General features: G+C 71.0%; 23 protein-coding genes and 2 pseudogenes. 9 read left to right on the top strand and 16 right to left on the bottom strand.

Annotated elements, in window-relative coordinates; all coding sequences use genetic code 11:
• Positions 1-80: 80 nt before the first annotated feature.
• Entirely contained in the window at positions 81-1,442 is a 1,362-nt protein-coding gene (locus M2266_RS05590; protein WP_277437128.1) for a dipeptidase, read from the top strand.
• Between the two features lie 55 nt (positions 1,443-1,497).
• Here the strand turns inward: M2266_RS05590 and M2266_RS05595 are convergent, their stop codons facing one another.
• The 5 genes from M2266_RS05595 to M2266_RS05615 all read right to left on the bottom strand — a co-directional run bounded on the left by M2266_RS05595 (position 1,498) and on the right by M2266_RS05615 (position 7,089).
• Complete coding sequence (locus M2266_RS05595; protein ID WP_277437129.1) at positions 1,498-2,544, bottom strand: NUDIX hydrolase; 1,047 nt, start codon at positions 2,542-2,544, stop codon at positions 1,498-1,500.
• 136 nt (positions 2,545-2,680) lie between these two features.
• Complete coding sequence (locus tag M2266_RS05600) at positions 2,681-3,607, bottom strand: carbohydrate ABC transporter permease (RefSeq protein WP_277437130.1); 927 nt, start codon at positions 3,605-3,607, stop codon at positions 2,681-2,683.
• On the bottom strand, positions 3,604-4,518 hold the full coding sequence (locus tag M2266_RS05605; RefSeq protein ID WP_277437131.1) for a sugar ABC transporter permease: 915 nt from the start codon (positions 4,516-4,518) through the stop codon (positions 3,604-3,606). The genes M2266_RS05600 and M2266_RS05605 overlap by 4 nt, the downstream gene beginning before the upstream one ends.
• Positions 4,519-4,529: 11 nt before the next feature.
• Positions 4,530-5,798 carry an ABC transporter substrate-binding protein gene (locus M2266_RS05610; protein WP_277441076.1) on the bottom strand — a complete coding sequence of 423 codons (1,269 nt, stop codon included), beginning with the start codon at positions 5,796-5,798 and terminating at the stop codon, positions 4,530-4,532.
• A 307-nt stretch (positions 5,799-6,105) separates the two neighbouring features.
• The gene (locus tag M2266_RS05615) at positions 6,106-7,089 is read right to left on the bottom strand and encodes an ROK family protein (protein WP_277437132.1); all 984 of its coding nucleotides are present in this window, start codon (positions 7,087-7,089) and stop codon (positions 6,106-6,108) included.
• A 163-nt stretch (positions 7,090-7,252) separates the two neighbouring features.
• Here M2266_RS05615 and M2266_RS05620 point away from each other — a divergent pair, with 163 nt between their 5' ends.
• Positions 7,253-8,239: a LacI family DNA-binding transcriptional regulator gene (locus M2266_RS05620; protein WP_277441077.1), complete on the top strand. Its 987-nt coding sequence runs from the start codon at positions 7,253-7,255 to the stop codon at positions 8,237-8,239.
• Positions 8,240-8,264: 25 nt separating this feature from the next.
• Here the strand turns inward: M2266_RS05620 and M2266_RS05625 are convergent, their stop codons facing one another.
• The 5 genes from M2266_RS05625 to M2266_RS05645 form a co-directional block, all read right to left on the bottom strand.
• Positions 8,265-9,533: an aldolase/citrate lyase family protein gene (locus tag M2266_RS05625; protein ID WP_277437133.1), complete on the bottom strand. Its 1,269-nt coding sequence runs from the start codon at positions 9,531-9,533 to the stop codon at positions 8,265-8,267.
• 149 nt (positions 9,534-9,682) lie between these two features.
• The gene (locus tag M2266_RS05630; RefSeq protein ID WP_277437134.1) at positions 9,683-10,645 is read right to left on the bottom strand and encodes an electron transfer flavoprotein subunit alpha/FixB family protein; all 963 of its coding nucleotides are present in this window, start codon (positions 10,643-10,645) and stop codon (positions 9,683-9,685) included.
• A 52-nt stretch (positions 10,646-10,697) separates the two neighbouring features.
• A complete protein-coding gene (locus M2266_RS05635) occupies positions 10,698-11,483 on the bottom strand; it encodes an electron transfer flavoprotein subunit beta/FixA family protein (protein ID WP_277437135.1) in 786 nt (261 codons plus the stop codon).
• A gap of 186 nt (positions 11,484-11,669) precedes the next feature.
• The gene (locus M2266_RS05640; RefSeq protein WP_277437136.1) at positions 11,670-12,188 is read right to left on the bottom strand and encodes a flavin reductase family protein; all 519 of its coding nucleotides are present in this window, start codon (positions 12,186-12,188) and stop codon (positions 11,670-11,672) included.
• Between the two features lie 252 nt (positions 12,189-12,440).
• Complete coding sequence (locus M2266_RS05645; protein ID WP_277437137.1) at positions 12,441-12,854, bottom strand: thioredoxin family protein; 414 nt, start codon at positions 12,852-12,854, stop codon at positions 12,441-12,443.
• A gap of 86 nt (positions 12,855-12,940) precedes the next feature.
• Between M2266_RS05645 and M2266_RS05650 the strand changes: the two genes are divergently transcribed.
• Both M2266_RS05650 and M2266_RS05655 read left to right on the top strand, forming a co-directional pair.
• A complete protein-coding gene (locus tag M2266_RS05650) occupies positions 12,941-13,381 on the top strand; it encodes a DUF4395 domain-containing protein (RefSeq protein WP_277437138.1) in 441 nt (146 codons plus the stop codon).
• A gap of 143 nt (positions 13,382-13,524) precedes the next feature.
• Positions 13,525-14,280, top strand: coding sequence for a lysophospholipid acyltransferase family protein (locus tag M2266_RS05655; protein WP_277437139.1), 756 nt, complete (start codon positions 13,525-13,527; stop codon positions 14,278-14,280).
• Between the two features lie 27 nt (positions 14,281-14,307).
• Here M2266_RS05655 and M2266_RS05660 read toward each other — a convergent pair.
• The 6 genes and pseudogenes from M2266_RS05660 to M2266_RS05685 form a co-directional block, all read right to left on the bottom strand.
• Positions 14,308-15,005 (bottom strand): annotated as a pseudogene (locus M2266_RS05660) (phenylalanine--tRNA ligase beta subunit-related protein).
• A 40-nt stretch (positions 15,006-15,045) separates the two neighbouring features.
• Positions 15,046-15,645, bottom strand: a complete 600-nt coding sequence (locus tag M2266_RS05665; protein WP_277437140.1) for a transglutaminase family protein — start codon at positions 15,643-15,645, stop codon at positions 15,046-15,048.
• A 69-nt stretch (positions 15,646-15,714) separates the two neighbouring features.
• Positions 15,715-16,110 carry an STAS domain-containing protein gene (locus tag M2266_RS05670; RefSeq protein WP_277437141.1) on the bottom strand — a complete coding sequence of 132 codons (396 nt, stop codon included), beginning with the start codon at positions 16,108-16,110 and terminating at the stop codon, positions 15,715-15,717.
• 160 nt (positions 16,111-16,270) lie between these two features.
• Positions 16,271-17,365, bottom strand: coding sequence for a low specificity L-threonine aldolase (locus M2266_RS05675; protein ID WP_277437142.1), 1,095 nt, complete (start codon positions 17,363-17,365; stop codon positions 16,271-16,273).
• A complete protein-coding gene (locus M2266_RS05680; RefSeq protein ID WP_277437143.1) occupies positions 17,344-18,105 on the bottom strand; it encodes an SDR family NAD(P)-dependent oxidoreductase in 762 nt (253 codons plus the stop codon). The genes M2266_RS05675 and M2266_RS05680 overlap by 22 nt, the downstream gene beginning before the upstream one ends.
• A 23-nt stretch (positions 18,106-18,128) precedes the next feature.
• The gene (locus tag M2266_RS05685) at positions 18,129-19,520 is read right to left on the bottom strand and encodes a DUF6421 family protein (protein WP_277437144.1); all 1,392 of its coding nucleotides are present in this window, start codon (positions 19,518-19,520) and stop codon (positions 18,129-18,131) included.
• Positions 19,521-19,884: 364 nt separating this feature from the next.
• Between M2266_RS05685 and M2266_RS05690 the strand changes: the two genes are divergently transcribed.
• The 5 genes and pseudogenes from M2266_RS05690 to M2266_RS05710 all read left to right on the top strand — a co-directional run.
• Positions 19,885-20,010 carry a hypothetical protein gene (locus tag M2266_RS05690; RefSeq protein WP_277437145.1) on the top strand — a complete coding sequence of 42 codons (126 nt, stop codon included), beginning with the start codon at positions 19,885-19,887 and terminating at the stop codon, positions 20,008-20,010.
• 10 nt (positions 20,011-20,020) lie between these two features.
• The gene (locus M2266_RS05695; protein WP_277437146.1) at positions 20,021-20,743 is read left to right on the top strand and encodes a glycerophosphodiester phosphodiesterase family protein; all 723 of its coding nucleotides are present in this window, start codon (positions 20,021-20,023) and stop codon (positions 20,741-20,743) included.
• 124 nt (positions 20,744-20,867) lie between these two features.
• Positions 20,868-21,761, top strand: a complete 894-nt coding sequence (locus M2266_RS05700; protein WP_277437147.1) for an ABC transporter substrate-binding protein — start codon at positions 20,868-20,870, stop codon at positions 21,759-21,761.
• Between the two features lie 2 nt (positions 21,762-21,763).
• On the top strand, positions 21,764-22,630 hold the full coding sequence (locus M2266_RS05705; RefSeq protein WP_277437148.1) for an amino acid ABC transporter permease: 867 nt from the start codon (positions 21,764-21,766) through the stop codon (positions 22,628-22,630).
• Positions 22,627-23,133 (top strand): annotated as a pseudogene (locus tag M2266_RS05710) (ATP-binding cassette domain-containing protein); the annotation flags it as partial. The gene M2266_RS05705 and the pseudogene M2266_RS05710, both read left to right, overlap by 4 nt.
• Positions 23,134-23,136 lie beyond the last annotated feature (3 nt).

Consider the following 23,136-nt stretch of genomic DNA (forward strand, 5'->3'; position numbering starts at 1 on the left):
CCCGGCCGCGGCCGCTGTGGCACCATCGGCAACGTCCACTTGTGCGCACGAACACACCATCACACCCGCAAGGAGCGCCCATGCAGGCCGTCCCGCTCTCCGAAACCGTCGCCTCGCTCATGCCGCGCGCCCGCGCGGAACTCGCCGAGCTCGTGTCGTTCGCGTCGGTCGCCGACGAACGCCAGTTCCCGAAGAGCGGCTGCGAGAAGGCGGCCGAGTGGGTCGCCGACGCACTGCGGGCCGACGGCTTCCAGGACGTGGCACTGCTCGACACCCCGGACGGCACCCAGTCGGTCTACGGCTTCCTCCCCGGACCGCAGGGCGCGCCGACGGTGCTGCTGTACGCGCACTACGACGTGCAGCCGCCGCTGGACGAAGCCGCGTGGATCTCCCCCCCGTTCGAGCTGACCGAGCGCGACGGCCGCTGGTACGGGCGCGGCGCCGCGGACTGCAAGGGCGGACTCCTGATGCACCTCACGGCGCTGCGTGCCCTGCACGAGCACGGCGGGTCGCCGGTGAGCGTCAAGGTCATCGTCGAAGGTTCCGAGGAGCAGGGCACCGGCGGTCTGGAGCGCTACGTCGAGGCGCACCCCGACCTGCTGACGGCCGACGCGATCGTGATCGGCGACACCGGCAACTTCCGGGTCGGGCTGCCGACGGTCACCGCGACGCTGCGCGGCATGGCCATGGTCGACGTGCGGGTCGAGACCCTCGGCGGCAACCTGCACTCGGGCCAGTTCGGCGGCGCGGCCCCGGACGCGCTCGCCGCGCTCATCCACATGCTCGGCACCCTGCGCGACGCGAACGGCGCCACCACCGTCGACGGGCTGGAGGCCGGCGGCAGCTGGGAGGGGCTGCAGTACCCCGAGGAGGACTTCCGCAAGGACGCCAAGGTGCTGGACGGTGTCGGTCTCGTCGGCACGGGCACGGTCTCGGACCGGATCTGGGCTCGGCCGTCCGTGACCGTGCTGGGGATCGACTGCCCGCCGATGGTGGGCGCGACCCCCTCCGTCCAGGCGAGCGCCGGAGCGGTGGTCAGCCTCCGGGTGCCGCCGGGTATGGACGCGCAGGAGGCCGCCGACGCGCTCATCGCGCATCTGCGGGCGGCCGCCCCTTGGGGCGCCCGGGTCGAGGTCACCCAGCGCGGCAGCGGCCAGCCGTTCCGCGCCGACACCACCAGCCCGGCGTACACCGCGATGGCCGACGCCATGCGCACCGCGTACGGGCAGGAGCTGGAGATCGCCGGTCAGGGCGGATCCATCCCGCTGTGCAACACCCTGGCCACGCTGTACCCCGAGGCGGAGATCCTGCTGATCGGCCTGAGCGAGCCCGACGCCCAGATCCACGCGGTGAACGAGAGCGTCTCCCCGCAGGAGCTGGAACGCCTGTCGCTGGCCGAGGCGCTGTTCCTGGGCCAGTACGCAGCGTCCAAGTCCGTGTGACCCGGTGGGGTCCCTCCCCCGATCACCCCTGGGGGAGGGACCCCACCGGAGCCGTTCACTCGAGGGGCCGGCCGGCCTCCAGGTTGATCGGGACGCCGCGTTCGCGGGCGCGCAGCGCCCAGCGCAGCCGGTCCAGACGGACCGGCGGGAGCAGCGCCGGGGCCTCATCCTCGGTGACGAAGCGCCAGCCGCGCAGTTCGGCGCCGGGCAGCAGCAGCCGGGCGGCGTCGGCGGCGGGTATGCGGCCGCCGTCGAAGAGCAGCCGCATCCCGCCGAATCCCGGAGGCGACGGAGGTTCCCAGTCGACGACCAGCAGCTTCGGCACCACGGCGAGTTCGATGCCCAGTTCCTCGGCGACCTCACGCAGTCCCGCCTGCGCCGGTGCCTCACCGCGCTCGACGACGCCGCCGGGGAACTCCCAGCCCGGTTTGTAGGTCGGATCGACGAGCAGCACCCGGTCCTGCTCGTCGAAGAGCAGCACCCCGGAGGCGACGGTCTCCGCCGTGGGTTCCGGGGTCTGCACGATGTCGCAGCGCCCCACTCCCTGGCGCAGCGCCTCGGCGATCCGCTCCGCGGTCTGCCGGGGCGTCAGCCTCGTCGTCCTGATGACGTACGCGTCGAGGCTGAGCCAGGACAGCGCGTCCAGGTACGCCGGAAGGCTGTTCGCCGACCAGCGGCGCCCCTGCGCGCCGGCCAACCCCTCGCCGGGTTCCGCCGCCGCCTGCTTTTCCTTGCGGGCGAGACGCTCCCGCAGGATCGTTTCTCCTGGATCGAGGAGCACATGCCGCACCACGATTCCGCGCGACGCCAGGCCGCCGAACATCTCGTCGCGGTACTCCTGCCGCAGCAGCGTCGACGGGACGACCAGCACTCCCCCGACCTCCTGGAGCAGCGCGGCGGCGGTGTCGACCACCAGCCGCCGCCAGATCTGCAGGTCCTGGAAGTCGATCACCTCCTGGAGCCGCTTCTCCGACAGCAGTTGGCCGAGTCCCGTACCGACGACCTCCGGATCGTAGAGAGTGCTGCCCGGTAGTAGGTCCAGCAGTTCGCGTGCGGCGCTGGTCTTGCCCGCGCCGGACGCCCCGTTCACCCAGACGATCACGGTGCCCCCTTATCCGTAGCCCCCTACGAATTGCCCGGATCATCGCCATCGGCAAACGCGCAGTACCGGCCATCAGCCCGCACCGGCTCCCGGCAGGCCCCTTCCACCCCCTTCCGGCCCTCACACCCCACGCGCGTCATCCCTTGCTCGCGCCGAGGGTGAGGCCCGCGATGAACTGCCGCTGAAGGATCATGAAGACCAGGATCGTGGGCAGCGCGACCAGGACCGAACCGGCCGCCAGCAGGTTGTAGTCGGTGAAGAACTGTCCGCGCAGGTTGTTGAGCGCCGAGGTGATCGGCAGTTTGTCGCCGGAGGACATGAAGACCAGCGCCCACAGGAAGTCGTTGTACATCCAGGTGAACTGCAGCGTGGCGAGCGCGGCGAGCGCCGGCCGGCACAGCGGCAGCGTGATGCGCCAGTACTGCGTCCACACGCCCGCGCCGTCGACGATGGCCGCCTCGATGATCTCCATGGGCAGGGTGCGCATGAAATTGGCGAGAACGAATACGCAGAACCCGGTCTGAAAGGCCACCTGGACGGCGACGACGGCCCAGTAGGAGTCGTACATCGTCATCGAGTCGGACATCCAGTACGGCAGCGGAACCCGGTTGAACAGCGCGTACAGCGGGGTCACTATCACCTGCTGGGGCAGCAGGTTGCCCGCCGTGAACATCACCAGCAGGAAGACCCGGCCCCTGAGCTGGATCCGCGACACCGAGAAGGCGACGAACGACGCGAAGAACAGCGTCAGCAGCAGCGCCGGCACCGCGATGATCAGGGAGTTGACGAAGTACTTGCTCATCTCCCCTTCGGTGAAAGCCTGCTTGTAGTAGTCGAACGACAGATGCCGCGGGAGGGAGAAGTACCCGTACTTCGCGGTCTCCTGGTAGGGCCGCAGCGAGGCGTAGACGGCGAGCAGCAGCGGGGCGAGGAAGGCCAGCGACACGACCCCCAGGAACGCGTGGAGCCCCAGGCGCGCGGGGCGCACCCGCCGCCGTCCCCGCGGCTCGTCGGTGGTGGCCCGGGCGTGCCGGGAGGGCCGGGCGGCAACGGCGGACGTCATGACTTCTTCTCCTCGCGCATCTCCTGGACCAGGTACGTCACGATGAATCCCAGCGAGATGGTGAGCAGCACCACCGCGATCGCCGAGCCGAAACCGATCCTGCTGGCCTCGCCGATGATGTTGTCCGTGACCAGCACACTGAGCAGTTCGAGCCCGTTGCGCCCGTGGTTGACGGCGTAGACGATGTCGAACGCCCGGAGCGCCTCGATGACGGTGATCACCGCGACGATGACGTTCACCGGCCGGAGGGTGGGCAGCACGACCCGGAAGAACGCCTGCACCTCGCTCGCCCCGTCGATGGCCGCGGCCTCCTTGAGGGCCGGGTCCACGGACTTCAGCCCAGCCAGGAAGAGGATCATCACGTAGCCGGTGTGCCGCCAGGCCGCCGCGAGCAGGATCGCCCAGATGTTCAGCGAAGGATCGCCCAGCCAGTCGGTCGGGTCGTCGGTGTTCGCCAGGACGGCGTTCAGGGCGCCCTGGTCACGGGAGAAGACCAGCTGCGCGATGAAGCCCACCACCGCCAGCGAGAGCACCACCGGCATGTACAGGGTGCTCTGGTAGAAGCGGCTGAAGCGGATGTTCTTGTCCAGCATCACCGCGAGCAGGAGCCCGAACGGGGTGGCGACCAGCCCCAGGAACCCCAGCCAGAGCAGGTTGTTGCGGGCCGCCCGCCAGAACGGCGGATAGTTCGTGAACAGGTCGTGGTAGTTGCGGGTGCCGACCCAGTGGATGCTGCCGACACCGTCCCAACTGGTGAACGACAGCCCGATGGACGCGAGGGTGGGGCCCCAGATGAGGCCGATCTCCAGCAGGACGGGGATACCGAGCAGCACACCGAGGACGGCGAGGTCGCGAGGGGTGAACCTCCGCGCGCCCCGCCGTCCGGCGCGCCGCGTGATGATCTGCGGCACAGCCTGTACTCCTAGTCCGCGGCGAAGATGGACTTCTTCTGCCTCTCGATGCTGTTGACCAGCCCGTCGACGTCGTCCGGCTTGTTGATGAACGTCTGCAGCGCCGGGATGACGACGGTCGATGCGAAGTCCGGGCGGGTGTCGCGGTCCAGGAACTGGGAGATGTGCTTGGCTCCGGCGACCAGGGCCGCCGACTTCTTCTGCAGCTCAGTGTATTTGGCGGTGGAGGCCGCTGAGTTGACACCGACGTTGTTCGGGTCGCCGGCGAGGTAGGAGTCCTCGGCGGCCGGCGTGGCCAGGTACTTCAGGAAGTCCCGCGCCGCGTCCTTGTTCTTGGCCTTCTTCGCCATCAGGAAGCCGTCGATGGGTGCTTCCACGGAGTCCTGGCCGTGCGCCGGGTCGATCTCCGGGAAGGGGAAGAAGTCCAGGTCCGCGTGTTCGGCCTCGGGGAACTGGGTGCCGGGGTGCGGCAGACCGAAGACCGCCATGCCGGTCTTGCGCTGCTGCAGGCTCTGCCCCGCCTCCTCCCAGGTCCGCCCGTTGGCGCCCTTCTGGTGGTAGGGCATCAGGCTGCGCCACAGGTCGAAGACGTGCTTGACCTTGGGGTCGGTCCAGGACTCCTTGCCCGCCATGAGCGAGGCGTGGAAGTCGTAGCCGTTGGCCCGCATGTTGATGTAGTCGAACGTGCCCATGGCGGGCCAGCCGTCCTTGTCGCCGAAGGCGATCGGGGTCAGCCCGTCCTTCTGCATCTGCTTGGCGAGCGCGGTGTACTGGTCGAACGTCTTCGGCGCCTCGTAGCCGTGCTGCTGGAAGAGGCTCTTCCGGTGGAAGACGGCCCAGGGGTAGTAGTAGTACGGCACGAAGTACTGCTTGCCGTCATGGCCGGTGGACTGGGCCTTGAGGGCGTCGGAGAAGCCCTTGAACCCCGACCACAGGTCACTGATGTCGGTCAGCAGCCCCTTCTCCGCGAAGAACTGCATCCGGTTGCCGGCGAACCACATGAAGACGTCGTCCGGGCTGCCCTGCAGATAGCGGTTGATGTTCTCCTGAAAGGTGTTGTGGTCGACGGTGTTGACCTTCACCGTCTTGCCCGACTGTTTCTGGTAGGCGTCGAACGCCGACTGGAACGCCGCTTTCGGCACGGCATCCGACGCGTTGGAACCGAGAGTGACCGTTTTGCTGTCCCCGGAGGGACCACTGCTGCAGGCGGCGAGCAGCGAGGGAAGGGTCACCGCTCCCGCACTGATCGCCGCACCTCGCAGCAGACTTCGGCGGGAGATCCGATGTCCGACCGCTTCCCTGACGATGGGCCGTTCTCCGAACGATGACTGCGCCATGTCCCCCTCCTCAAGGGTGGAACTGAACACAACCGAACGCAAGCGGTGCGATCTCATCGCCAGGCGGGGGCCATGTCAAGGGTTCTGACGCGATAACGAACAACAGTTACCGGATCGCTCGCAACAAGCTTCAACAGCTTCTAACGAAAACGACCGTCGCCCTCGGCGGGGCAACGCAGAGTGATTCCCATGGGGGCTGCACGCTCCGACGATCGGCAGCGCGGCGCGCGGCCAGTCGTCGGAGCGCTGGTCAGGACTCGAGGGCGAACTCCGCGGAGAACTCCGTCAGTCCCAGGGCCTGGGCGGCGGCGGCCGCGGCGCCGACCAGGCCCGCGTCGGTGCCCAGCAGCGCCGGCACCACCTCGATCCCGGCGGTGAACGACAGCGTCGCGTAGCGCGCCAGATGCGCGCGCAGCGGGCCGAAGAGCACGTCCCCCGCGCCCGCCACCCCGCCGCCGATCACCACGACCCGCACCTCGGCCAGCGTCGCGGTGGCGGCGATCCCGGCGGCCAGCGCCTGGGCGGCCCGATCGAAGGAGGCCAGGGCGACCGGGTGGCCGGCGCGCGCGGACTGCGCCACGGCCGCCGCGGTCGGCTCGGCGCCGTCCGCCGGCAGCCAGCCGTTCTCCAGGGCGCGGCGGACGATGTTCGGTCCGCTGGCCAGCCGCTCCACACAGCCGCGCGATCCGCACGGGCAGGGATCGCCGTCGAGGTCGACGCTGATGTGGCCGATGTGGCCGGCGTTCCCCGTGGGACCCGGCAGCAGCGTGCCGCCCAGCACGAGCCCGCCGCCGACGCCGGTGGAGACGACCATGCACAGCGCGTCGTCGTAACCGCGGGCCGCGCCCAGCCAGTGCTCGGCCGCGGTCATCGCGACGCCGTCGCCCGTCAGGACGACCGGAAGCCCGTCCGCCGTCCGCGCCACCCGCTCGACCAGCGGGAAGTCCCGCCAGCCGGGGACGTTCACCGGGCTGACCGTCCCCCGTGAGGCGTCCACCGGTCCCGCGCTGCCGATGCCGACGGCCACCACCCGCCGCCATTCGGCGTCCTGGCGCAACTCACCGAGGACCTCACCGACGGCGCGCATCACCGTTTCACCGTCCTGCTGGGCGGGGGTCGGACGCAGCGCGCGCACGAGCAGCCGGCCGCTCGCGTCGACCAGAGCGCCGGCGATCTTCGTTCCGCCGATGTCCAGTGCGGCGATCAGCGAGCCTGCGGCGCGGTCGGTGTGCATCGGGTTCCGTTCTCCCTCTCATTGATCCGGCTCATTGTCCGGATACCCGCACGTGGCGCGGGGTTAGGAGTAGTGTTTCTTCCGCTGACAACGTTGTCCATTCATTGCGGCAAGGAATATGGCGACCGTGACCCACACCCCGGGGCATGCCCCCCGCCCCACCATGAAGGACGTCGCGGCGCGGGCCGGAGTCGGGCTCAAGACGGTCTCCCGGGTGGTCAACGAGGAACCGGGCGTCACCCCGGACACCATCCAGCGGGTACGGGAGGCGATCGATGCCCTCGGTTTCCGGCGCAACGACAGCGCGCGACTGCTGCGCACCGGCCGGACCGCCAGCATAGGGCTGGTGCTGGAGGACCTCGCCGATCCCTTCTACTCGCCGCTGAGCCGGGCCGTCGAAGAGGTCGCCCGCGCGCACTCGACACTGCTGTTCACCGGCTCCAGCGCCGAGAACGCCGCACGCGAGCAGGAACTGGTCCTCGCGTTCTGCGCCCGCCGGGTGGACGGCCTGGTCGTGGTGCCCGCCAGCGACGACCACCGCTATCTGGAACCGGAGATCGACGCCGGCGTCGCGACCGTCTTCGTCGACCGGCCGGCCGGCCGCATCGACGCCGACGTCGTCCTGACCGACAGCGCGGGCGGCACCCGCGAGGGCGTCGCCCACCTGATCGCGCACGGCCACCGCCGGATCGGCTTCATCGGCGACCAGCCGCGGATCCACACCGCGACCGAGCGGCTGCGCGGCTACCGCGAGGCGATGGCCGCCGCGGGGCTGCCGGTGAACGAGGAGTGGGTCTCGATGGGCCCCACCGCGCCCGACCGGGTCCGCGCCGCGCTGACGGCGATGCTGTCGGGACCGGAACCGGTCACGGCCCTGTTCGCGGGCAACAACCGGGTCACCGTCACCGCGGTGCGGATACTCGCCGGCGAGGTGCGGCCGGTCGCCCTCGTGGGCTTCGACGACTTCGAACTCGCCGACCTGCTGCGCCCGGCGATCACCGTGATCGCGCAGGACGCAGTCGGTCTCGGGCGGGCGGCGGCCAAGCTGCTCTTCCGCCGGCTGGACGGCGGATCGGACGAGCCGCGCCGGATCGAGCTGCCCGCCCGGCTGATCGTGCGCGGCTCGGGCGAGATCCCGCCGGCGCCGTGATCACGGAGCCGCGCCCCGACCGGGTTCAGCGGCCGGCCAGGGCGTCCAGCTCCGCGCGGCCGAGCGCGGTGCGGGCGGTGACCTCCTCGAGGTCGACGGCACCGCAGTCCAGGCCGCGCAGGAGGTAGCCGCTGAGCGCCTTGGCGGTGGCGGGCTCGTCCATCACGTCGCCGCCCGTCTTCGCCACGTACGCCGCGAGCCGGGCCGCGGCGGTGTCCAGACCCTCACGGTAGAACGCGTAGACGGCGGCGTAGCGGGTGGGCAGGTGGCCGGGGTGCATGTCCCAGCCCTGGTAGTAGGCGCGGGCGAGTGAGCGGCGGACCAGCCCGTGGTGCAGCCGCCAGGCGTCGTGCACCTGGGCGGTGGGTCCGACCGGCAGCACGTTCGTGGAGCCGTCGGAGAGCCGGACGCCGGTGCCCGCCGCCGCGACCTGCATGACGGCCTTGGCGTAGTCGGCGACCGGGTGGTCCATCGACTGGTAGGCGGCGCTGACCCCGCAGGAGGCGCTGTAGTCGAAGGTGCCGTAGTGCAGTCCGGTGGCGCGACCCCCGGCGGCTTCGATGAGGCGGGGCACGGTGGCGGTTCCGTCGGGGCCCAGGATCGACTGGGTCGTCTCGATCTGGATCTCGAAGCCGATGCGGCCGGGCGTCAGGCCGTGCGCCGTCTCGAACGCCTCGCAGAGCCGGACCATCGCGGCGACCTGCTGTGGGAACGTCACCTTCGGCAGCGTCAGCACCAGACCGTCCGGCAGGCCGCCGGATGCCATCAGGGTGCTGAGGAAGAGGTCCAGGGTGCGGATGCCGCGGTCGCGGACCGCCGCCTCCATGCACTTCATGCGGATGCCGATGTACGGCGGCGCGGAACCGTCCTCGACGGCGGCGGCGACGATCCGGGCGGCCGCCACGGCCGCCGCGTCCTCCTCGGCGTCCGGGCGCTGCCCGTAGCCGTCCTCGAAGTCGATCCGGAGGTCTTCCACGGGCTCGCGCTCCAGCTTGGCGCGCACCCGGTCGTGGACCGGCCCGGCGAGGTCGTCGCTCAGGCCCAGCACCCGCGCGAACGCGTTCGCATCCGGGGCGTGCTCGTCGAGCGCGGCCAGCGCCTGCCGCCCCCAGTCGCCCGCGGTGGCGGCGGTGAAGGCGTCGGCGGGGACGTAGACGGTGTGCACCGGTTGCCGGGTGCCCGGGTCCCCGGGGTAGCGGCGGGCCAGCTCCGCGTCGGTCGCGGCGAGCGAGGCGCCGACGCCCTCCCGTACGGCGTCCGCCAACGTCGTGCGGACCGTCTCACCCTGCGCCATGTGCCAGCCTCCGAACTTCAACAAATCGTTGAAGGGAAGCTATCCGCGCCGTCGGACCAGGTCAACCCCCACCCGACGGGGTTCGGCCGGACGCACGACGGCCCCCGCACGCGCCAGGCGTGCGGGGGCCGTCGAAAACGCTCCGCGGATCAGCCCTTGCGGGCGGTGATCACCTCGGTCAGCTGCGGGACGACCTGGAACAGGTCGCCGACCACGCCGTAGTCGACCAGGTCGAAGATCGGCGCCTCGGCGTCCTTGTTGACCGCCACGATCGTCTTCGAGGTCTGCATGCCGGCCCGGTGCTGGATGGCGCCGGAGATGCCGTTGGCGACGTAGAGCTGCGGCGAGACCGACTTGCCGGTCTGACCGACCTGGTTGGTGTGCGGGTACCAGCCGGCGTCCACCGCGGCGCGGGACGCGCCGACGGCCGCACCGAGCGAGTCGGCGAGCGCCTCGATGATGTGGAAGTTCTCGGCGCCGTTGACACCGCGTCCACCCGAGACCACGATCGCGGCCTCGGTCAGTTCCGGGCGGCCGGTGGACTCCCGCGGAGTGCGCGTGAGCACCTTGGTGCCCGTGGCCAGCTCGCCGAAGGAGACGGCGAGCTGCTCGACCGTGCCGGCGGCCGGGGCGGCCTCCGGGGCGGCGGAGTTCGGCTTGACGGTGATGACCGGCACGCCGGTGGTGATGCGCGACTTGGTGGTGAACGACGCGGCGAACACCGCCTGCGTGGCGACCGGGCCGTCGTCGCCGGGCTCGACGTCGGTGGCGTCGGTGATGATGCCGGAGTTGAGGCGCAGCGCGAGGCGGGCCGCGACCTCCTTGCCCTCCGCGGAGGACGGCACCAAGACGGCGACCGGCTGCACGGACGCGGCGGCGGCCTGCAGCGCGTCCACCTTCGGCACGACGAGGTAGTCGGCGAACTCGGCCGCGTCGGCGGCCAGCACCTTGACCGCGCCGTACTCGGCGAGCACGGGGGCGGCGGTGTCGACGCCGGTGCCGAGGAAGACGGCGACGGGGTCGCCGATCCGGCGGGCCAGCGTCAGCAGTTCGAGGGTCGGCTTGCGGACGGCACCGTCCACGTGGTCGACGAGGACGAGGACTTCACCCATGGGAATGGTCTCCTGCGAGAACTAGAGGTCGGGGGGCAGCGGGGCTCGCGGCTCAGATGAACTTCTGGCCGGCCAGGAACTCGGCAAGCTGCTTGCCGCCCTCGCCCTCGTCCTTGACGATCGTGCCGGCGGTGCGTGCCGGACGCTGCGTGGCCTCGTCCACCGCGGACCAGGCGCCGGCGAGGCCGACGGTGGCCTCGTCGATGTCCAGGTCGGACAGGTCCAGGGACTCCACCGGCTTCTTCTTGGCGGCCATGATGCCCTTGAACGACGGGTAGCGGGCCTCGCCCGACTGGTCGGTCACGGAGATCAGGGCGGGGAGGGACGCCTCGAGCTGCTCGCTCGCCGCGTCGCCGTCACGGCGGCCGGTCACCTTGCCGTCGGCGACCGACACCTCGGACAGCAGGGTCACCTGCGGGACGCCGAGGCGCTCCGCGAGGATCGCCGGCAGGACGCCCATGGTGCCGTCGGTGGAGGCCATGCCGCACACGACCAGGTCGAACCCGGCGTGCTCCACGGCCTTGGCGAGCACCAGCGAGGTACCGAACACGTCGGTGCCGTGCAGTGCGTCGTCCTCCACGTGGATGGCCTTGTGGGCGCCCATCGACAGCGCCTTGCGCAGCGCGTCCTTGGCGTCCTCGGGACCGACGGTAAGCACCGTGATCTCGGCATCGTCGGCGGCGTCGGCGATCTGCAGCGCTTGCTCGACCGCGTACTCGTCGAGCTCGGACAGCAGACCGTCGACGGCGTCGCGGTCAGTGGTCAGGTCCTCGGCGAAGTGACGGTCGCCCGTGGCGTCGGGCACGTACTTCACACAGACAACGATCCTCAAGCTCACGCCTGCTCTCCTACTGCTTAGTCTCGTCAACTGCCCTTGCAGGCAGCATAGGCGTCTTGGCGGGGCGTCCCCCCACCGGCACGCGCCAGCGTTCCAGCAGAAGGTTACTCGTCAGTACACCCAGCTGGTGCCCCGCAGGCAAGGGGGATGAACTGTGACGTTGACGACCCGGAGGCCAGGAACGGCTCAGTCGCGCAGCCCGTTGAAGCCGCCCTGATGGTAGAGGAGCGGGCCGCCGGGTCCCGTCGGGTCGCCCGCGACGGCCTGTGCCACCACGATGCGGTGGTCGCCCGCCGGTACGCGGGCCAGCACACGGCAGACCAGCCAGGCGGAGACCCCGCCGAGCAGGGGCACGCCGTGCGGCCCCTCGTGCCAGTCCGTGGCCGGTCCGAAGCGGTCGGCGCCGCTGCGCGCGAAGGTCGCGGCCAGCGGTTCCTGGTGCTCGGCGAGCACGTGGACGCCGACGAAGGGTGCTTCGGAGAGCGTGGGCCAACTGGAGGATCCGGTGCTGATGCCGAACGAGAGCAGCGGCGGTTCGGCCGACACGGAGGTGAGCGAGGTGGCCGTGAAACCCACCGGCCGGTCGCCGGGCGCGGTGATCACGGCGACACCGGCCGCGTGGCGGCGGAACACCGAGCGGAAGACGGCCGGGTCGAAGCCGGCGGCGGTGCCGGAGTACGTGCCGAGGTCGGTCAGGGCAGTCATGGAGTTGTCCTTCTGGAGCGGTCGGGCCGGAGGCGAATGGTCGTCTGGGGCGCTCAACAACTCGGACAGCGCGCACTCGAATGGCGACCGAAGTCGACATCCGCGCGCGTGTGAAGAAGGGGGTCTCGCGACATAACGTCAGAGTGACGATGACGGGCGGGCCCCGTCAAGAGCCGTTCGCGATATGGGATCCCCGTCACAAGATCACCTATCCGGGTCCGCGGTCCGGATCACCGGCCCGGCGGCCGGTCCTCATACCGCCGCGCCCAGTGCCGCGATCACATCCGCCTTACGCGGCTGGCCGGCCGCGCGGCGCACCACCGTTCCGCCCGCGTCGAGCACGAGGACCGTCGGGGTCTTGAGGATCGCCAGCCTGCGGACGAGTTCCAGCCGGGCCTCCGCGTCGATCTCGACGTGGGTCACCCCTTCGACCATGGCCGCGATCTCACCGAGGGTCCGCCGGGTGGCCCGGCACGGGGCGCAGAAGGAGCTGGAGAACTGCACCAGCGTGGCGCGGGCGCCGAGCGGCCCGCCGATCTCGTCGGCCGTCAGCCGCTCCTGACCGTCCTTCGTCCGCACGCGAATCCTCCCGTTCCGGCGCTGGTGCACCAGGCCGAACGCGCTCGCCGCCGCGAGCACGGCGAGGCACACCATCAATCCGGTCATCTTTCCTCCTGCTGCGGTGCAGCGTTCACGGGACCGCAATGATTCCCGGGGGGCCGGTCGCCCCCCGGTCCGGAATCATCTGCTCCATGAACGCCACGAACCCCTTGAACGCCGCTCCCGCCGGCCTCGATGTCCGGGGGCCGCGCTTCGGCGCCGTCCTCACCACGGTCGTACTGGCCGCCGTCCTGGTCACGGGGAGCGGCCGGCTGCTGGCCGCGCAGGCGGTGGTCTTCGCGGTCGGCGCCGCCGCCGGCGTGCGGCGCTCCCCGTACGGTTGGCTCTTCGCCACCCTCGTCCGCCCCCGGCTCGGCCCGACGGTGGAGACCGAGGACCCGGCGCCGCCGCGCTTCGCACAGGCCGTCGGACTCGCCTTCGCGATCATCGGCCTGATCGGCTACTTCGCGGGACCGCTGTGGCTGGCCATGGCGGCGACCGGCTGCGCACTGGCCGCGGCGTTTCTCAACGCGGCCTTCGGGTACTGCTTGGGATGCGAGATGTACCTGCTGTTCCGGCGCGCGACCCGGTGACGTGACGAGAATCTCGCGGGATCGTGGGCACGCAAGGTGACACGGGGCACGTTGTCGGTGCACGATCCATCAGCGACCGGAACCTACGGACGCGTAACTTTTCCGCCGGGAGAGCCGGCCCCGGAGAGAGCAGGTACCCGGACATGGCTGAACTCGTCTATCCCCCGGTCATCGGCGCGGCCCGCGCGATGTTCCGCGTGCAGGGACTGCGCTTCGACATCCGCGGCACGGAGAACGTCCCGCGCAAGGGCGGAGCGCTCCTGGTCTCCAACCACATCGGTTACCTGGACTTCGTCTTCGCCGGTCTGACGGCGCTGCCGAACAAGCGGCTGGTCCGCTTCATGGCGAAGGAATCGGTCTTCCGGCACAAGGTGTCCGGTCCGCTGATGCGGGCCATGAAACACATTCCGGTGGACCGCTCGGAAGGCATGCACGCGTACGCGCACGCGCTGGACGCGCTGCGGGCCGGAGAGATCATCGGCGTCTTCCCCGAGGCCACCATCTCGCAGTCGTTCACCTTGAAGTCCTTCAAGTCGGGCGCGGCGCGGCTCGCCGAGGAAGCCGGCGTCCCGCTGCTCCCGATGGCGCTGTGGGGCACCCAGCGGCTGTGGACCAAGGGGCACCCGCGGCATCTGGGCCGCAACAAGTTCCCCATCAGCATGCGGGTCGGCGAGCCGATGCGGGCGAACGAGGGCGAGAAGCCGGGCGCGCTGACCCGGCGGCTGCGGATGCGCGTCCAGGAGCTGTTGGAGGACGCGCAGCGGGCCTACCCGGGCAAGCCCAGCGGCCCCGACGACCGCTGGTGGCTGCCCAGCCACCTCGGCGGCACGGCTCCCACGCCGGAGGAGGCCGCCGAGCTGGACCGCGCGGACCGCGACGAGCGGGCCGCCAAGCGCTGACCCACGTCCCGGGGCGCCCGGCCGGGCTCAGTCCGCCGCGCGGACCGTCACCTGGGCCCCGGGACTCAGCAGGCGCAGGCCGTCGGCGAGTTCGTCGGCGGCGGTGCGCAGTTCGTCGAGCGGCATCGGCGCGAGGCGCTCCAGCAGGAAGACGGCGTTGACGGAGTCCTCCGTCAGCCGGGTGCGGACGCCCTGGCGCCAGTTCCAGCGGCGGCAGGTGATGCCGGCGTCGTCCTGCCAGACGACCTCGCCGGGCTCGGGGTGCTCGACGACGGGCGCGCCACCCGCCGCGGTCTCGAACCTCTCGTCGCCGCCGGCCCGCACCAGCCGCATGCACCCCAGGATGTGGTCGGTGTCCTCGCCGCCGACCGGGACGAGGTGGGCCACGCTGACGGCGTTGTAGAGGTCCACGAGGCGGTTGATCCTCGGCAGGGCCGCCGTCGGCGACCGCGCGCCTGGCCAGCGCCTCGGCGGAGTTGCGGGTCCGGGACGGCTTCGCGCCGAAGGCCGTGTACGCCGCCCGCCAGGCCGCGATGTGCGGGTCCTCGTGCGGGGGCCAGCCGTCCGGTGAGCCGGCGTACCGCGTCGTCGAGCAGCGCGGAGCTCCGGTCGTCGCTCGGCCCGTTGGCGAGACCGCGGGCCTCGACGACGAGGGGGACGAAACCGGGTGCGAGGTCGTGCACCTCGGGGGCCACGGTGATGTTCAGGGGCTGGGCGGTGTTCATCGGGGGCATCGCAGACCTTGGTTCGTTGACGGGACGGCGTTCACAGCGCGGTGGGCAGCAGCCGCCACAGGTGCTGCCGGTCCGTGGCGTGCCGCAGTGATTCCAGCACGGCCCTTGCCGGCGCCGCGTACAGCACCGGGTAGTCGACCTCGCCGAACTCGGGGCGGACCCGCCAGGCCAGCCGTTCCCGCTCCACCGAGAAGTGCGCGTCCACACCCGGCTTGTTGCCCCGCGCGTCCTGGCGCGCCCAGCGTGTGCTCCCGGGCAGCAGGACGGCGACGAGGCCGTGCAGCATCGGCGCGGAACCGTCCTCGTCGGCCAGCCGCTGGTAGCAGAGCCCCGCGGGGATGCCCTCGGCCCGCAGCAGCGCGGTGAGCGCGTGGGACTTGGCGTGGCAGATACCGGTGCGCAGCCGCAGGACGTCCGAGGCGCGCCAGGTCACCCGGGGGTCGTCGGCGTCGCCGGAGTGCGGGATGGTGTCGCGGACGAATTCGAAGGCCGCCCGCGTGTAGTCGTGGGGGCTGTCGGCGCCGGCGCGCAGCCGTTCCGCGGTCTCGCGGACCAGGGGGTGGCGGTGGTCGATGACGTCGTCGGCCGCGAGGTAGGCCGCGTGACCGGGCGTGTCCTGGAGGAGTTCCATGCCCGGAACCCTAGGCAGGATCGCGCTATGGATCAATCGAAATACGACCTGGCGCATATATATTCAGCGTCAGGCGATCGCGCCCTTCGTCGCGCCCGGCCCCGAGTCGCCCGTGTGCCGGGTCAACGCCGACGCCAGGTCGACGTGGACCTCGAAGACCCGCGCCAGCCGGGTGAGCCGCAGCAGCCTCACGAAGGACGGATCGGCGCTGACGATACGGACGTCGCTGCCCCGCTCGATGGCCCGCGACCGGAACCGGCAGAGCAGCGACAGGCCGCTGCAGTCGACGAACGTCACGGCCCGCAGGTCCAGGATGAAGTCGGAGCCCGCGACCCGGGCGAGGGCGTCGAAGCACGGGGTGAGCCCCGTCGAGGCGAGGAGGTCCAGTTCACCCCAGAGCTCGACCACCGTGGACCCGGCCACCGATCGCCGGCCGGCGCCGAAGGCGGGTTGATCGTCGTCCATCGAAGCCCCCCACTCCCGGTGATGAGGCGTGCGCCGCTGCGCATGTGTACGTGTCATACCCGCGCGTCGGCATTGAAGTCAACGGTTGCGACAGCAGCGGAAGTTGGCCGGTTCCGTGCCGTGGCCGGGTCCCGACGGTCGGGACCCGGCCAGGGCCGGTCTACCGTCCGGCCAGCTCCGCGGCGACGGCCGCCGCGAACGAGTCGACATCGTCCGGCGTGGTGTCGAAGGAGCACATCCAGCGGACCTCGCCGGTGTTCTCGTCCCAGAAGTAGAAGCGGTAGCGCTTCTGCAGCCGCTCGCTGACCTCGCGCGGCAGGATGGCGAAGACGGCGTTGGACTGCACCGGGCGGACGATCGTCACCCCGTCGACCCCCCGCACCGCGGCCTCCAGCCGCTGCGCCATCGCGTTGGCGTGCCGCGCGCCGCGCAGCCACAGGTCGCCGGCGAGCAGCGCCTCGAACTGCACGGACACGAAGCGCATCTTGGAGGCGAGCTGCATCGACAGCTTGCGCAGGTGCTTCATGGCGCGCACCCGCTCGGGGGTGAGCACCACGATGCACTCCCCCATCAGCAGGCCGTTCTTGGTGCCGCCGAAGGAGAGGATGTCGACCCCGGCGTCGGTGGTGAACGCCGCGAGCGGCACGTCGAGCGTCGCGGCGGCGTTGGATATCCGCGCCCCGTCCAGGTGGACGGCCATGCCGTGCTGATGGGCGTGGTCGCAGATCGCCCGGATCTCGTCGGGGGTGTAGCAGGTGCCCAGCTCGGTGGTCTGGGTGATCGAGACGACCTGCGGCTGCGCCCGGTGCTCGTCCTCGAAGCCGAACGCCTGGAGGTCGATCAGTTCCGGGGTGAGCTTGCCGTCCGGCGTCGGGACGGTCAGCAGCTTGAGGCCGCCCATGCGCTCCGGCGCTCCGCCCTCGTCCACGTTGATGTGCGCGGACTCCGCGCAGATCACCGCGCCCCAGCGCTCGGTGACGGCCTGCAGCGCCGTGACGTTGGCGCCGGTGCCGTTGAAGACCGGGAAGACCTCCGCGCGCGGGCCGAAGTGACCGCGGAAGACGTCCTGCAGGTGGACGGTGTAGTCGTCCTCGCCGTACGCGACCTGGTGGCCGCCGTTGGCGAGGGCGAGGGCGGTGAGCACCTCGGGATGCACGCCGGCGTAGTTGTCGCTGGCGAAACCCCGTACCTCCGGGTCGTGGCGCCGGACGGCGTCGGTGGCGAGCTGCTCGGTCACGGTTGGGGCGTCAGCCACAGTCGGGTTCCGTTCACTTCCTCGGCGGGCCGGTTCCAGATGTCCGTCACGGCCTCGGCGAGGTCCGTCACGTCGGTGAAGCCGGCGAACTTGGCGTTCGGGCGCTGCGCCCGCATCTCATCGTGCACCAGCGCCTTGATGACGACGACGCTGGCCGCCGTGGTGAGCGGGTCCGCGCCCGACAGCTTGCGGAAGGAGTCCCCCATCGCGAGCGTCCAGGCCTCGGCGGCGGCCTTCGACGCGGCGTAGGCGGCGTTGCCGGCCGTCGGGCTGCTCGCGCCGGCGGCACTGACCAGGACGTACCGGCCGCGCGTGCTGCGCCGCAGCGGGTCGTGGAACGCCAGCGAGGTGTGCTGGACGGTGCGGATCAGCAGCCGGTGCAGGAAGTCCCAGTCGGCGAGGTCGGTCTCGGTGAACGACGCGGAACCGCGCCAGCCGCCGACCAGGTGGACCAGGCCGTCGACCGGACCGTGGTCCTTCTCGATCCGCGCCGCCCAGTCGCGGGTCGCGGCGGGGTCGAGCAGGTCCACGATCTCGCCGGTGATGTCCGCGCCGCCGGCGTCGTAACGGGCCTGGTCGACCGCCTGCGCGAGCCGTTCGGGGTTCGCGTCGGCGGCGACGACATGGGCGCCGGCCTTCGCGAGTCGCTGCAGCATGGCGCGGCCGGCCGGCCCGCCGGCCCCCGCCACCGCGATGACCGCTCCGTCGAGCGGTCCCTGGCCATTGGTTGCGTTCGTCATCTCCGCCTCCTCGGCAGCGCCGCTCACGCCGCGGTCCGTGCGACGCCGGTGATGCCCCGGGTCGACGCGATCACGTCGCGCAGCTTCTTCGCGAGTGCCTCGTAGAACATGCTCAGCGGGAACTCGTCGACGAGCACCTCGTCCACCAGCTTGCGCGGCGGCAGCGACAGGTCGAGGGCGTCCGGGCCCTTGGCCCACACCGATCCGGGGTGGGGCGCGAGGTACGTCGCGACCAGGTCGTACGCGGCGAACCAGTGCACGAGCTTCGGGCGGTCGATGCCGTCGCGGTACAGCTTCTCGATGTCGGCACAGAGCTGGTTGGTGACCTGGGGGGCCAGCTCCCAGTCGATGTGCAGGGTGTTGTCCGTCCAGCGTACGGCGTCGTGCTTGTGCAGGTACGAGAAGAGCAGCTGGCCGCCCAGGCCGTCGTAGTTGCGGACGCGATCGCCGGTGACCGGGAAGCGGAAGAGGCGGTCGAAGAGGATCGCGTACTGCACGCCCAGGCCCATCGGGTGGCCCTCGGCCTGCAGCTTCACGGCCTCCTTGAACGTCGTGAGGTCGCAGCGCAGCTCTTCGAGACCGTACATCCAGAACGGCGCGCGCTGCTTGATCATGAAGGGGTCGAACGGCAGGTCGCCATGGCTGTGGGTGCGGTCGTGGATCATGTCCCACAGGACGAACGTCTGCTGGGAGAGCTCCTGGTCCTCGATGAGCCGGACTGCCTCGCCGGGCAGCTCCAGGCCGAGGGTGTCCACGGCGGCGGCGGTCACGGCACGGAAGCGCGCGGCCTCGCGGTCGCAGAAGATCCCGCCCCACGTCCAGCGCTCGGGCGCCTGGCGGACGGCCACGGTCTCCGGGAAGAGCACCGCGGAGTTGGTGTCGTAGCCGGGCGTGAAATCCTGGAACGTGATCGGCACGAACAACGGGTTGTCGTAGCGGGTGCGCTCCAGCTCGGCGAGCCACTCGGGCCACACGACGCGCAGGGCGACGGCCTCCAGGTTGCGGTCCGGGTTGCCGTTCTGCGTGTACATCGGGAAGACGACCAGGTGCTGCAGGCCGTCGCGCCGGTCGGCGGCGGGCTGGAAGGCCAGCAGCGAGTCCAGGAAGTCCGGGACGCCGAAACCGCCGTCGGCCCAGCGGCGCAGGTCCACGACGAGCGCCCGGTGGTACGCCGCGTCGTGCGGCACCAGCGGAGAGAGCTGCTCGATCGCGTCGATGACGCGTTCCAGGGTGTGCTCCACCTCGGCGAGCGGCGGTACGACCTCGGCGGAGAAGTCGATCGAGCCGTCCTTCTGCTGCCAGGGCCTGATGGCGACGACGGCTTGCTTCAGTTCGGCCCACGCCGGATGCGAGGCGATGCCCTCGCCGGATATACCGGTCCCGTCAGCCACTACAGCCGAAAGATTTTCACTCATGACCCCTCCTTCACAGAAGAAACGCGCTTGATCCGCCACGGAAGCGTATCTATACGAGCTTCCTCCGTTCAAGGGGGGTCGGAGCAAATTATCCTGTGCGACCCCCAGTGAGGCCGACTATTTTCCTGTCATGCGCCGTTCTCGCGATGACTTCTGTTAGTTGCGTCATGTCGGCAGCGGAGCTTGGTGGGACATTCACGACCGAATGCCGCAAACCGGCTCCGCTCCAGTCTCACCCAGCTTTCCGGCGTGCGCGATCCCCGCACCGGATCCCGCGGCCCCCGTGGCAACCCGGGCGGGCGGCACGCCCTCGCACGAGTGACGGAACCGGCCCGCCGGGTCCGGCGGCGGTAGGAGAGGGGCCATGAGCACCCGCGCTGTCCTCGTCGCCGCCCTGATCACCGGGTTCGTCCTCGGTACGGCGGGTGTCCGCTCCCAGCACTCCGCGCCGTCACACCACGTTCCGCCGGTGGTCACCGTCCGTCGCTAGGGTGTCGGCCATGAACTTCCTCACCGTCGGTCACCGGGGTCTCATGGGCGTGGAACCCGAGAACACCGTGCGCTCGTTCCTCCGCGCCGAGGGCGAGGGGCTGGACCAGATCGAGCTCGACCTGCACCTGAGCAAGGACGGCGCGCTCGTCGTCATGCACGACGCCGAGGTCGACCGCACCACGGACGGCACCGGCCGGATCGGCGATCTCACCCTCGACGCGCTGCGGGAGCTGGACGCGGGGCAGGGCGAGCGGGTGCCCGTCCTCGAAGAGGTGCTCAACGCGGTCACCGGACCGATCCAGGCCGAGATCAAGGACGTCGCCGCCGCCCGGGTGCTCGCCGAGTTGCTGCGCGAGCGCGACGAGGTGGGCCGGGTGAGCGTGATCTCCTTCCACGACGAGGCGCTGCGCGCGGTCCACGAGCTGCTGCCGCAGTCGCACCGCGTGCTGGTCGCCGGCGAGCTCGGCCGGGACCTGGTTCCGCGCGCGCTGGCGGTGGGCGCCCGGATGGTCAGCCTGGAACTTCCGCACCTCAGCCTCGACGTGGTCCTGCGGTGCCGGGACGCGGGGCTCGCCGTGATCGCGTGGACGGTGAACACGCCGCAGGAGCTGGAACTCGCGCACGCGCTGCGGCTGGACGGGATCGTGACGGACGTGCCGTCGATCGGGGCGGGCGGGCGATGCGTCAGATCGCCGGACGGGCCTGACGGGGGTCCTGACGGGGGGTCCTGACGGGAGGTCCTGACGGGAGGCGACCTGGCGCCGCGCGGCAACACCGCGGACACAAACGTCCGGCATTCGGACGTACGTGCCTTCTGCCTGGACAGATTCACCCGGCCGGTGCCAATGTCCGGCCATGCGTTCCGCGAACCCGCTGTCCCCGCGCCGTGCCGCCATCGCCGCGGCCGCCCTGCTCACCCTCGCCGCCGCCGGCTGCGCACCCCAGGAGGACTCCTCCGCGGGCAGCACCACCCCGCCCGCGGGAACGTCCGCCGCGAGCTGTGCCCCGGCTGATCTGTCCACCCGCACCGCGGGCAAGCTGACGGTGGGCACGGACACGCCCGCCTACGACCCCTGGTTCACCGAGGACAAGCCCGCCAACGGCAAGGGCTTCGAGTCGGCGGTCACCTACGCGGTCGCCAAGCAGCTCGGCTACGCCCAGGCCGACGTCGTCTGGCAGACCGTCGCCTTCAACAACGCCTTCGCCCCCGGCGCGAAGGCCTTCGACTTCGACATCAACCAGGTCTCCATCAGCGAGGACCGCAAGAAGGCCGTCGACTTCTCGTCCGGCTACTACGACGTGCGCCAGGCCGTCATCACGCTGAAGACCTCGAAGATCGCGAACGCGAAGTCCCTCGCCGATCTGCGGGGGGCCAAGCTCGGCGCCCAGGTCGGCACCACCAGCCTCGACGTGCTGAACGACGTCATCAAGCCGACCCAGCCGCCCGCCGTCTACCAGAAGAACGACCTCGCCAAGAGCGCGCTGAAGAACGGCCAGGTGGACGGCATCGTGGTCGACCTGCCCACCGCCTTCTACATCACCGGCGCCGAGGTGCCGGAGGCCAAGGTCGTCGGCCAGTTCGAGGCCGGCGGCGCGCAGAAGGAGCAGTTCGGCCTCGTCCTGGACAAGGGCAGCAAGCTCACCTCCTGCGTCAGCACGGCGGTCGACGCGCTGCGCAAGGACGGGACCCTCGCCGGTCTGGAGAAGCGCTGGCTGTCCGAGGCCGTCGACGCGCCGGTGCTGAAGTGACGGTGGAGGACGTCCGACCGGACACCTACCGGCCGTCCGAGCGGCGGATCGAGCGGGAGCGCTACCGGCGCGCCCGTACCCGGCGCGCGGTGACGATCGGCGCCGTCAGCTCCCTCGCCACCGCCGGACTGCTCGTCGGGCTCGTCGTCAGTTCCCCCGGCTGGCAGCGCACCCGCGAGACGTTCTTCAACGCGCACGACGCCCGCGCGTCGCTGCCGAAGATCCTCGACGGGCTCTGGCTCAACCTGCAGCTGATGGTGGTGTGCGGGGCGGTCGTGCTGGTCCTCGGGCTGCTGCTCGCCGTCACCCGCACCCTGCGCGGACCGGTCTTCTTCCCACTGCGCGCGCTCGCCACCGCCTATGTCGACTTCTTCCGTGGGCTGCCGCTGATCATCTGCCTGCTCGGCGTGGTCTTCGGCGTCCCCGCGCTGCGGCTGCAGGGCGTCACCACCGATCCGGTGGTGCTGGGCGGCACGGCACTGGTCCTCACCTACTCGGCGTACGTCGCCGAGGTCTTCCGGGCAGGCATCGACACGGTCCACCCCAGCCAGCGCGCGGCCGCCCGCTCACTCGGGTTGAGCAGCGCGCGGACCATGCGCCACGTGGTGCTGCCACAGGCCGTCCGGCGGGTCGTGCCGCCGCTGCTGAACGACCTGGTCTCGCTGCAGAAGGACACCGGCCTGGTGTCGATCGCCGGCGCGGTCGACGCGGTGTACGCCGCGCAGATCTACGCGGGCAAGACCTTCAACTACACCTCGTACGTCGTGGCCGGCCTGATCTTCGTCGCGCTCACCATCCCGATGACGCGCTTCACCGACTGGATCACCGCCCGGATGAACCGCCGCCAGTCGCAGGGAGGGACCGTATGAAGGACGACGTGAGTGCCACCCCCGTGCTGCGGCTGGAGTCGGTGCGCAAGACGTTCGGCTCGACCGTGGTGCTGCGCGACATCGATCTCACGGTGCCGCCGCACACCGTCACCGCGCTGATCGGCGCCTCCGGCTCCGGCAAGTCGACACTGCTGCGCTGCGCCAACCTGCTGGAGGACATCGACGACGGGGCGATCTTCCTGGACGGCGAGGACATCACCGATCCGCGCGTCGACCCCGACTCGGTACGCCGCCGGATCGGAGTCGTCTTTCAGGCGTACAACCTCTTCCCGCATATGACGGTCCTCGACAACATCACCCTCGCGCCGCGCCGGGTGCACAAGGTCGCGCGCGCCGAGGCGGCCGAGCGGGCCCGTGAACTGCTCGAACGGCTCGGCCTCGGCGACAAGGCCGGCGAGTACCCGGACCGGCTCAGCGGCGGCCAGCAGCAGCGCGTCGCGATCGTCCGCGCGCTCGCCGGGAAGCCGCGGCTGCTGCTCCTCGAC

The sequence above is a fragment of the Streptomyces sp. SPB162 genome (assembly GCF_029504575.1).
Lineage (GTDB): Bacteria > Actinomycetota > Actinomycetes > Streptomycetales > Streptomycetaceae > Actinacidiphila.

Excerpts from the sequence above, each read along its gene's own strand:
- M2266_RS05680 (WP_277437143.1), bottom strand. The coding sequence starts at position 18,105 with ATGACGAACGCAACCAATGGCCAGGGACCGCTCGACGGAGCGGTCATC.
- M2266_RS05620 (WP_277441077.1), top strand. The coding sequence starts at position 7,253 with ATGAAGGACGTCGCGGCGCGGGCCGGAGTCGGGCTCAAGACGGTCTCC.
- M2266_RS05690 (WP_277437145.1), top strand. The coding sequence starts at position 19,885 with ATGAGCACCCGCGCTGTCCTCGTCGCCGCCCTGATCACCGGGTTCGTC.
- M2266_RS05670 (WP_277437141.1), bottom strand. The coding sequence starts at position 16,110 with ATGGACGACGATCAACCCGCCTTCGGCGCCGGCCGGCGATCGGTGGCC.
- M2266_RS05655 (WP_277437139.1), top strand. The coding sequence starts at position 13,525 with ATGGCTGAACTCGTCTATCCCCCGGTCATCGGCGCGGCCCGCGCGATG.
- M2266_RS05685 (WP_277437144.1), bottom strand. The coding sequence starts at position 19,520 with ATGAGTGAAAATCTTTCGGCTGTAGTGGCTGACGGGACCGGTATATCC.
- M2266_RS05700 (WP_277437147.1), top strand. The coding sequence starts at position 20,868 with ATGCGTTCCGCGAACCCGCTGTCCCCGCGCCGTGCCGCCATCGCCGCG.
- M2266_RS05630 (WP_277437134.1), bottom strand. The coding sequence starts at position 10,645 with ATGGGTGAAGTCCTCGTCCTCGTCGACCACGTGGACGGTGCCGTCCGC.
- M2266_RS05600 (WP_277437130.1), bottom strand. The coding sequence starts at position 3,607 with ATGACGTCCGCCGTTGCCGCCCGGCCCTCCCGGCACGCCCGGGCCACC.
- M2266_RS05695 (WP_277437146.1), top strand. The coding sequence starts at position 20,021 with ATGAACTTCCTCACCGTCGGTCACCGGGGTCTCATGGGCGTGGAACCC.
- M2266_RS05650 (WP_277437138.1), top strand. The coding sequence starts at position 12,941 with ATGAACGCCACGAACCCCTTGAACGCCGCTCCCGCCGGCCTCGATGTC.
- M2266_RS05645 (WP_277437137.1), bottom strand. The coding sequence starts at position 12,854 with ATGACCGGATTGATGGTGTGCCTCGCCGTGCTCGCGGCGGCGAGCGCG.
- M2266_RS05615 (WP_277437132.1), bottom strand. The coding sequence starts at position 7,089 with ATGCACACCGACCGCGCCGCAGGCTCGCTGATCGCCGCACTGGACATC.
- M2266_RS05590 (WP_277437128.1), top strand. The coding sequence starts at position 81 with ATGCAGGCCGTCCCGCTCTCCGAAACCGTCGCCTCGCTCATGCCGCGC.
- M2266_RS05625 (WP_277437133.1), bottom strand. The coding sequence starts at position 9,533 with ATGGCGCAGGGTGAGACGGTCCGCACGACGTTGGCGGACGCCGTACGG.
- M2266_RS05665 (WP_277437140.1), bottom strand. The coding sequence starts at position 15,645 with ATGGAACTCCTCCAGGACACGCCCGGTCACGCGGCCTACCTCGCGGCC.
- M2266_RS05640 (WP_277437136.1), bottom strand. The coding sequence starts at position 12,188 with ATGACTGCCCTGACCGACCTCGGCACGTACTCCGGCACCGCCGCCGGC.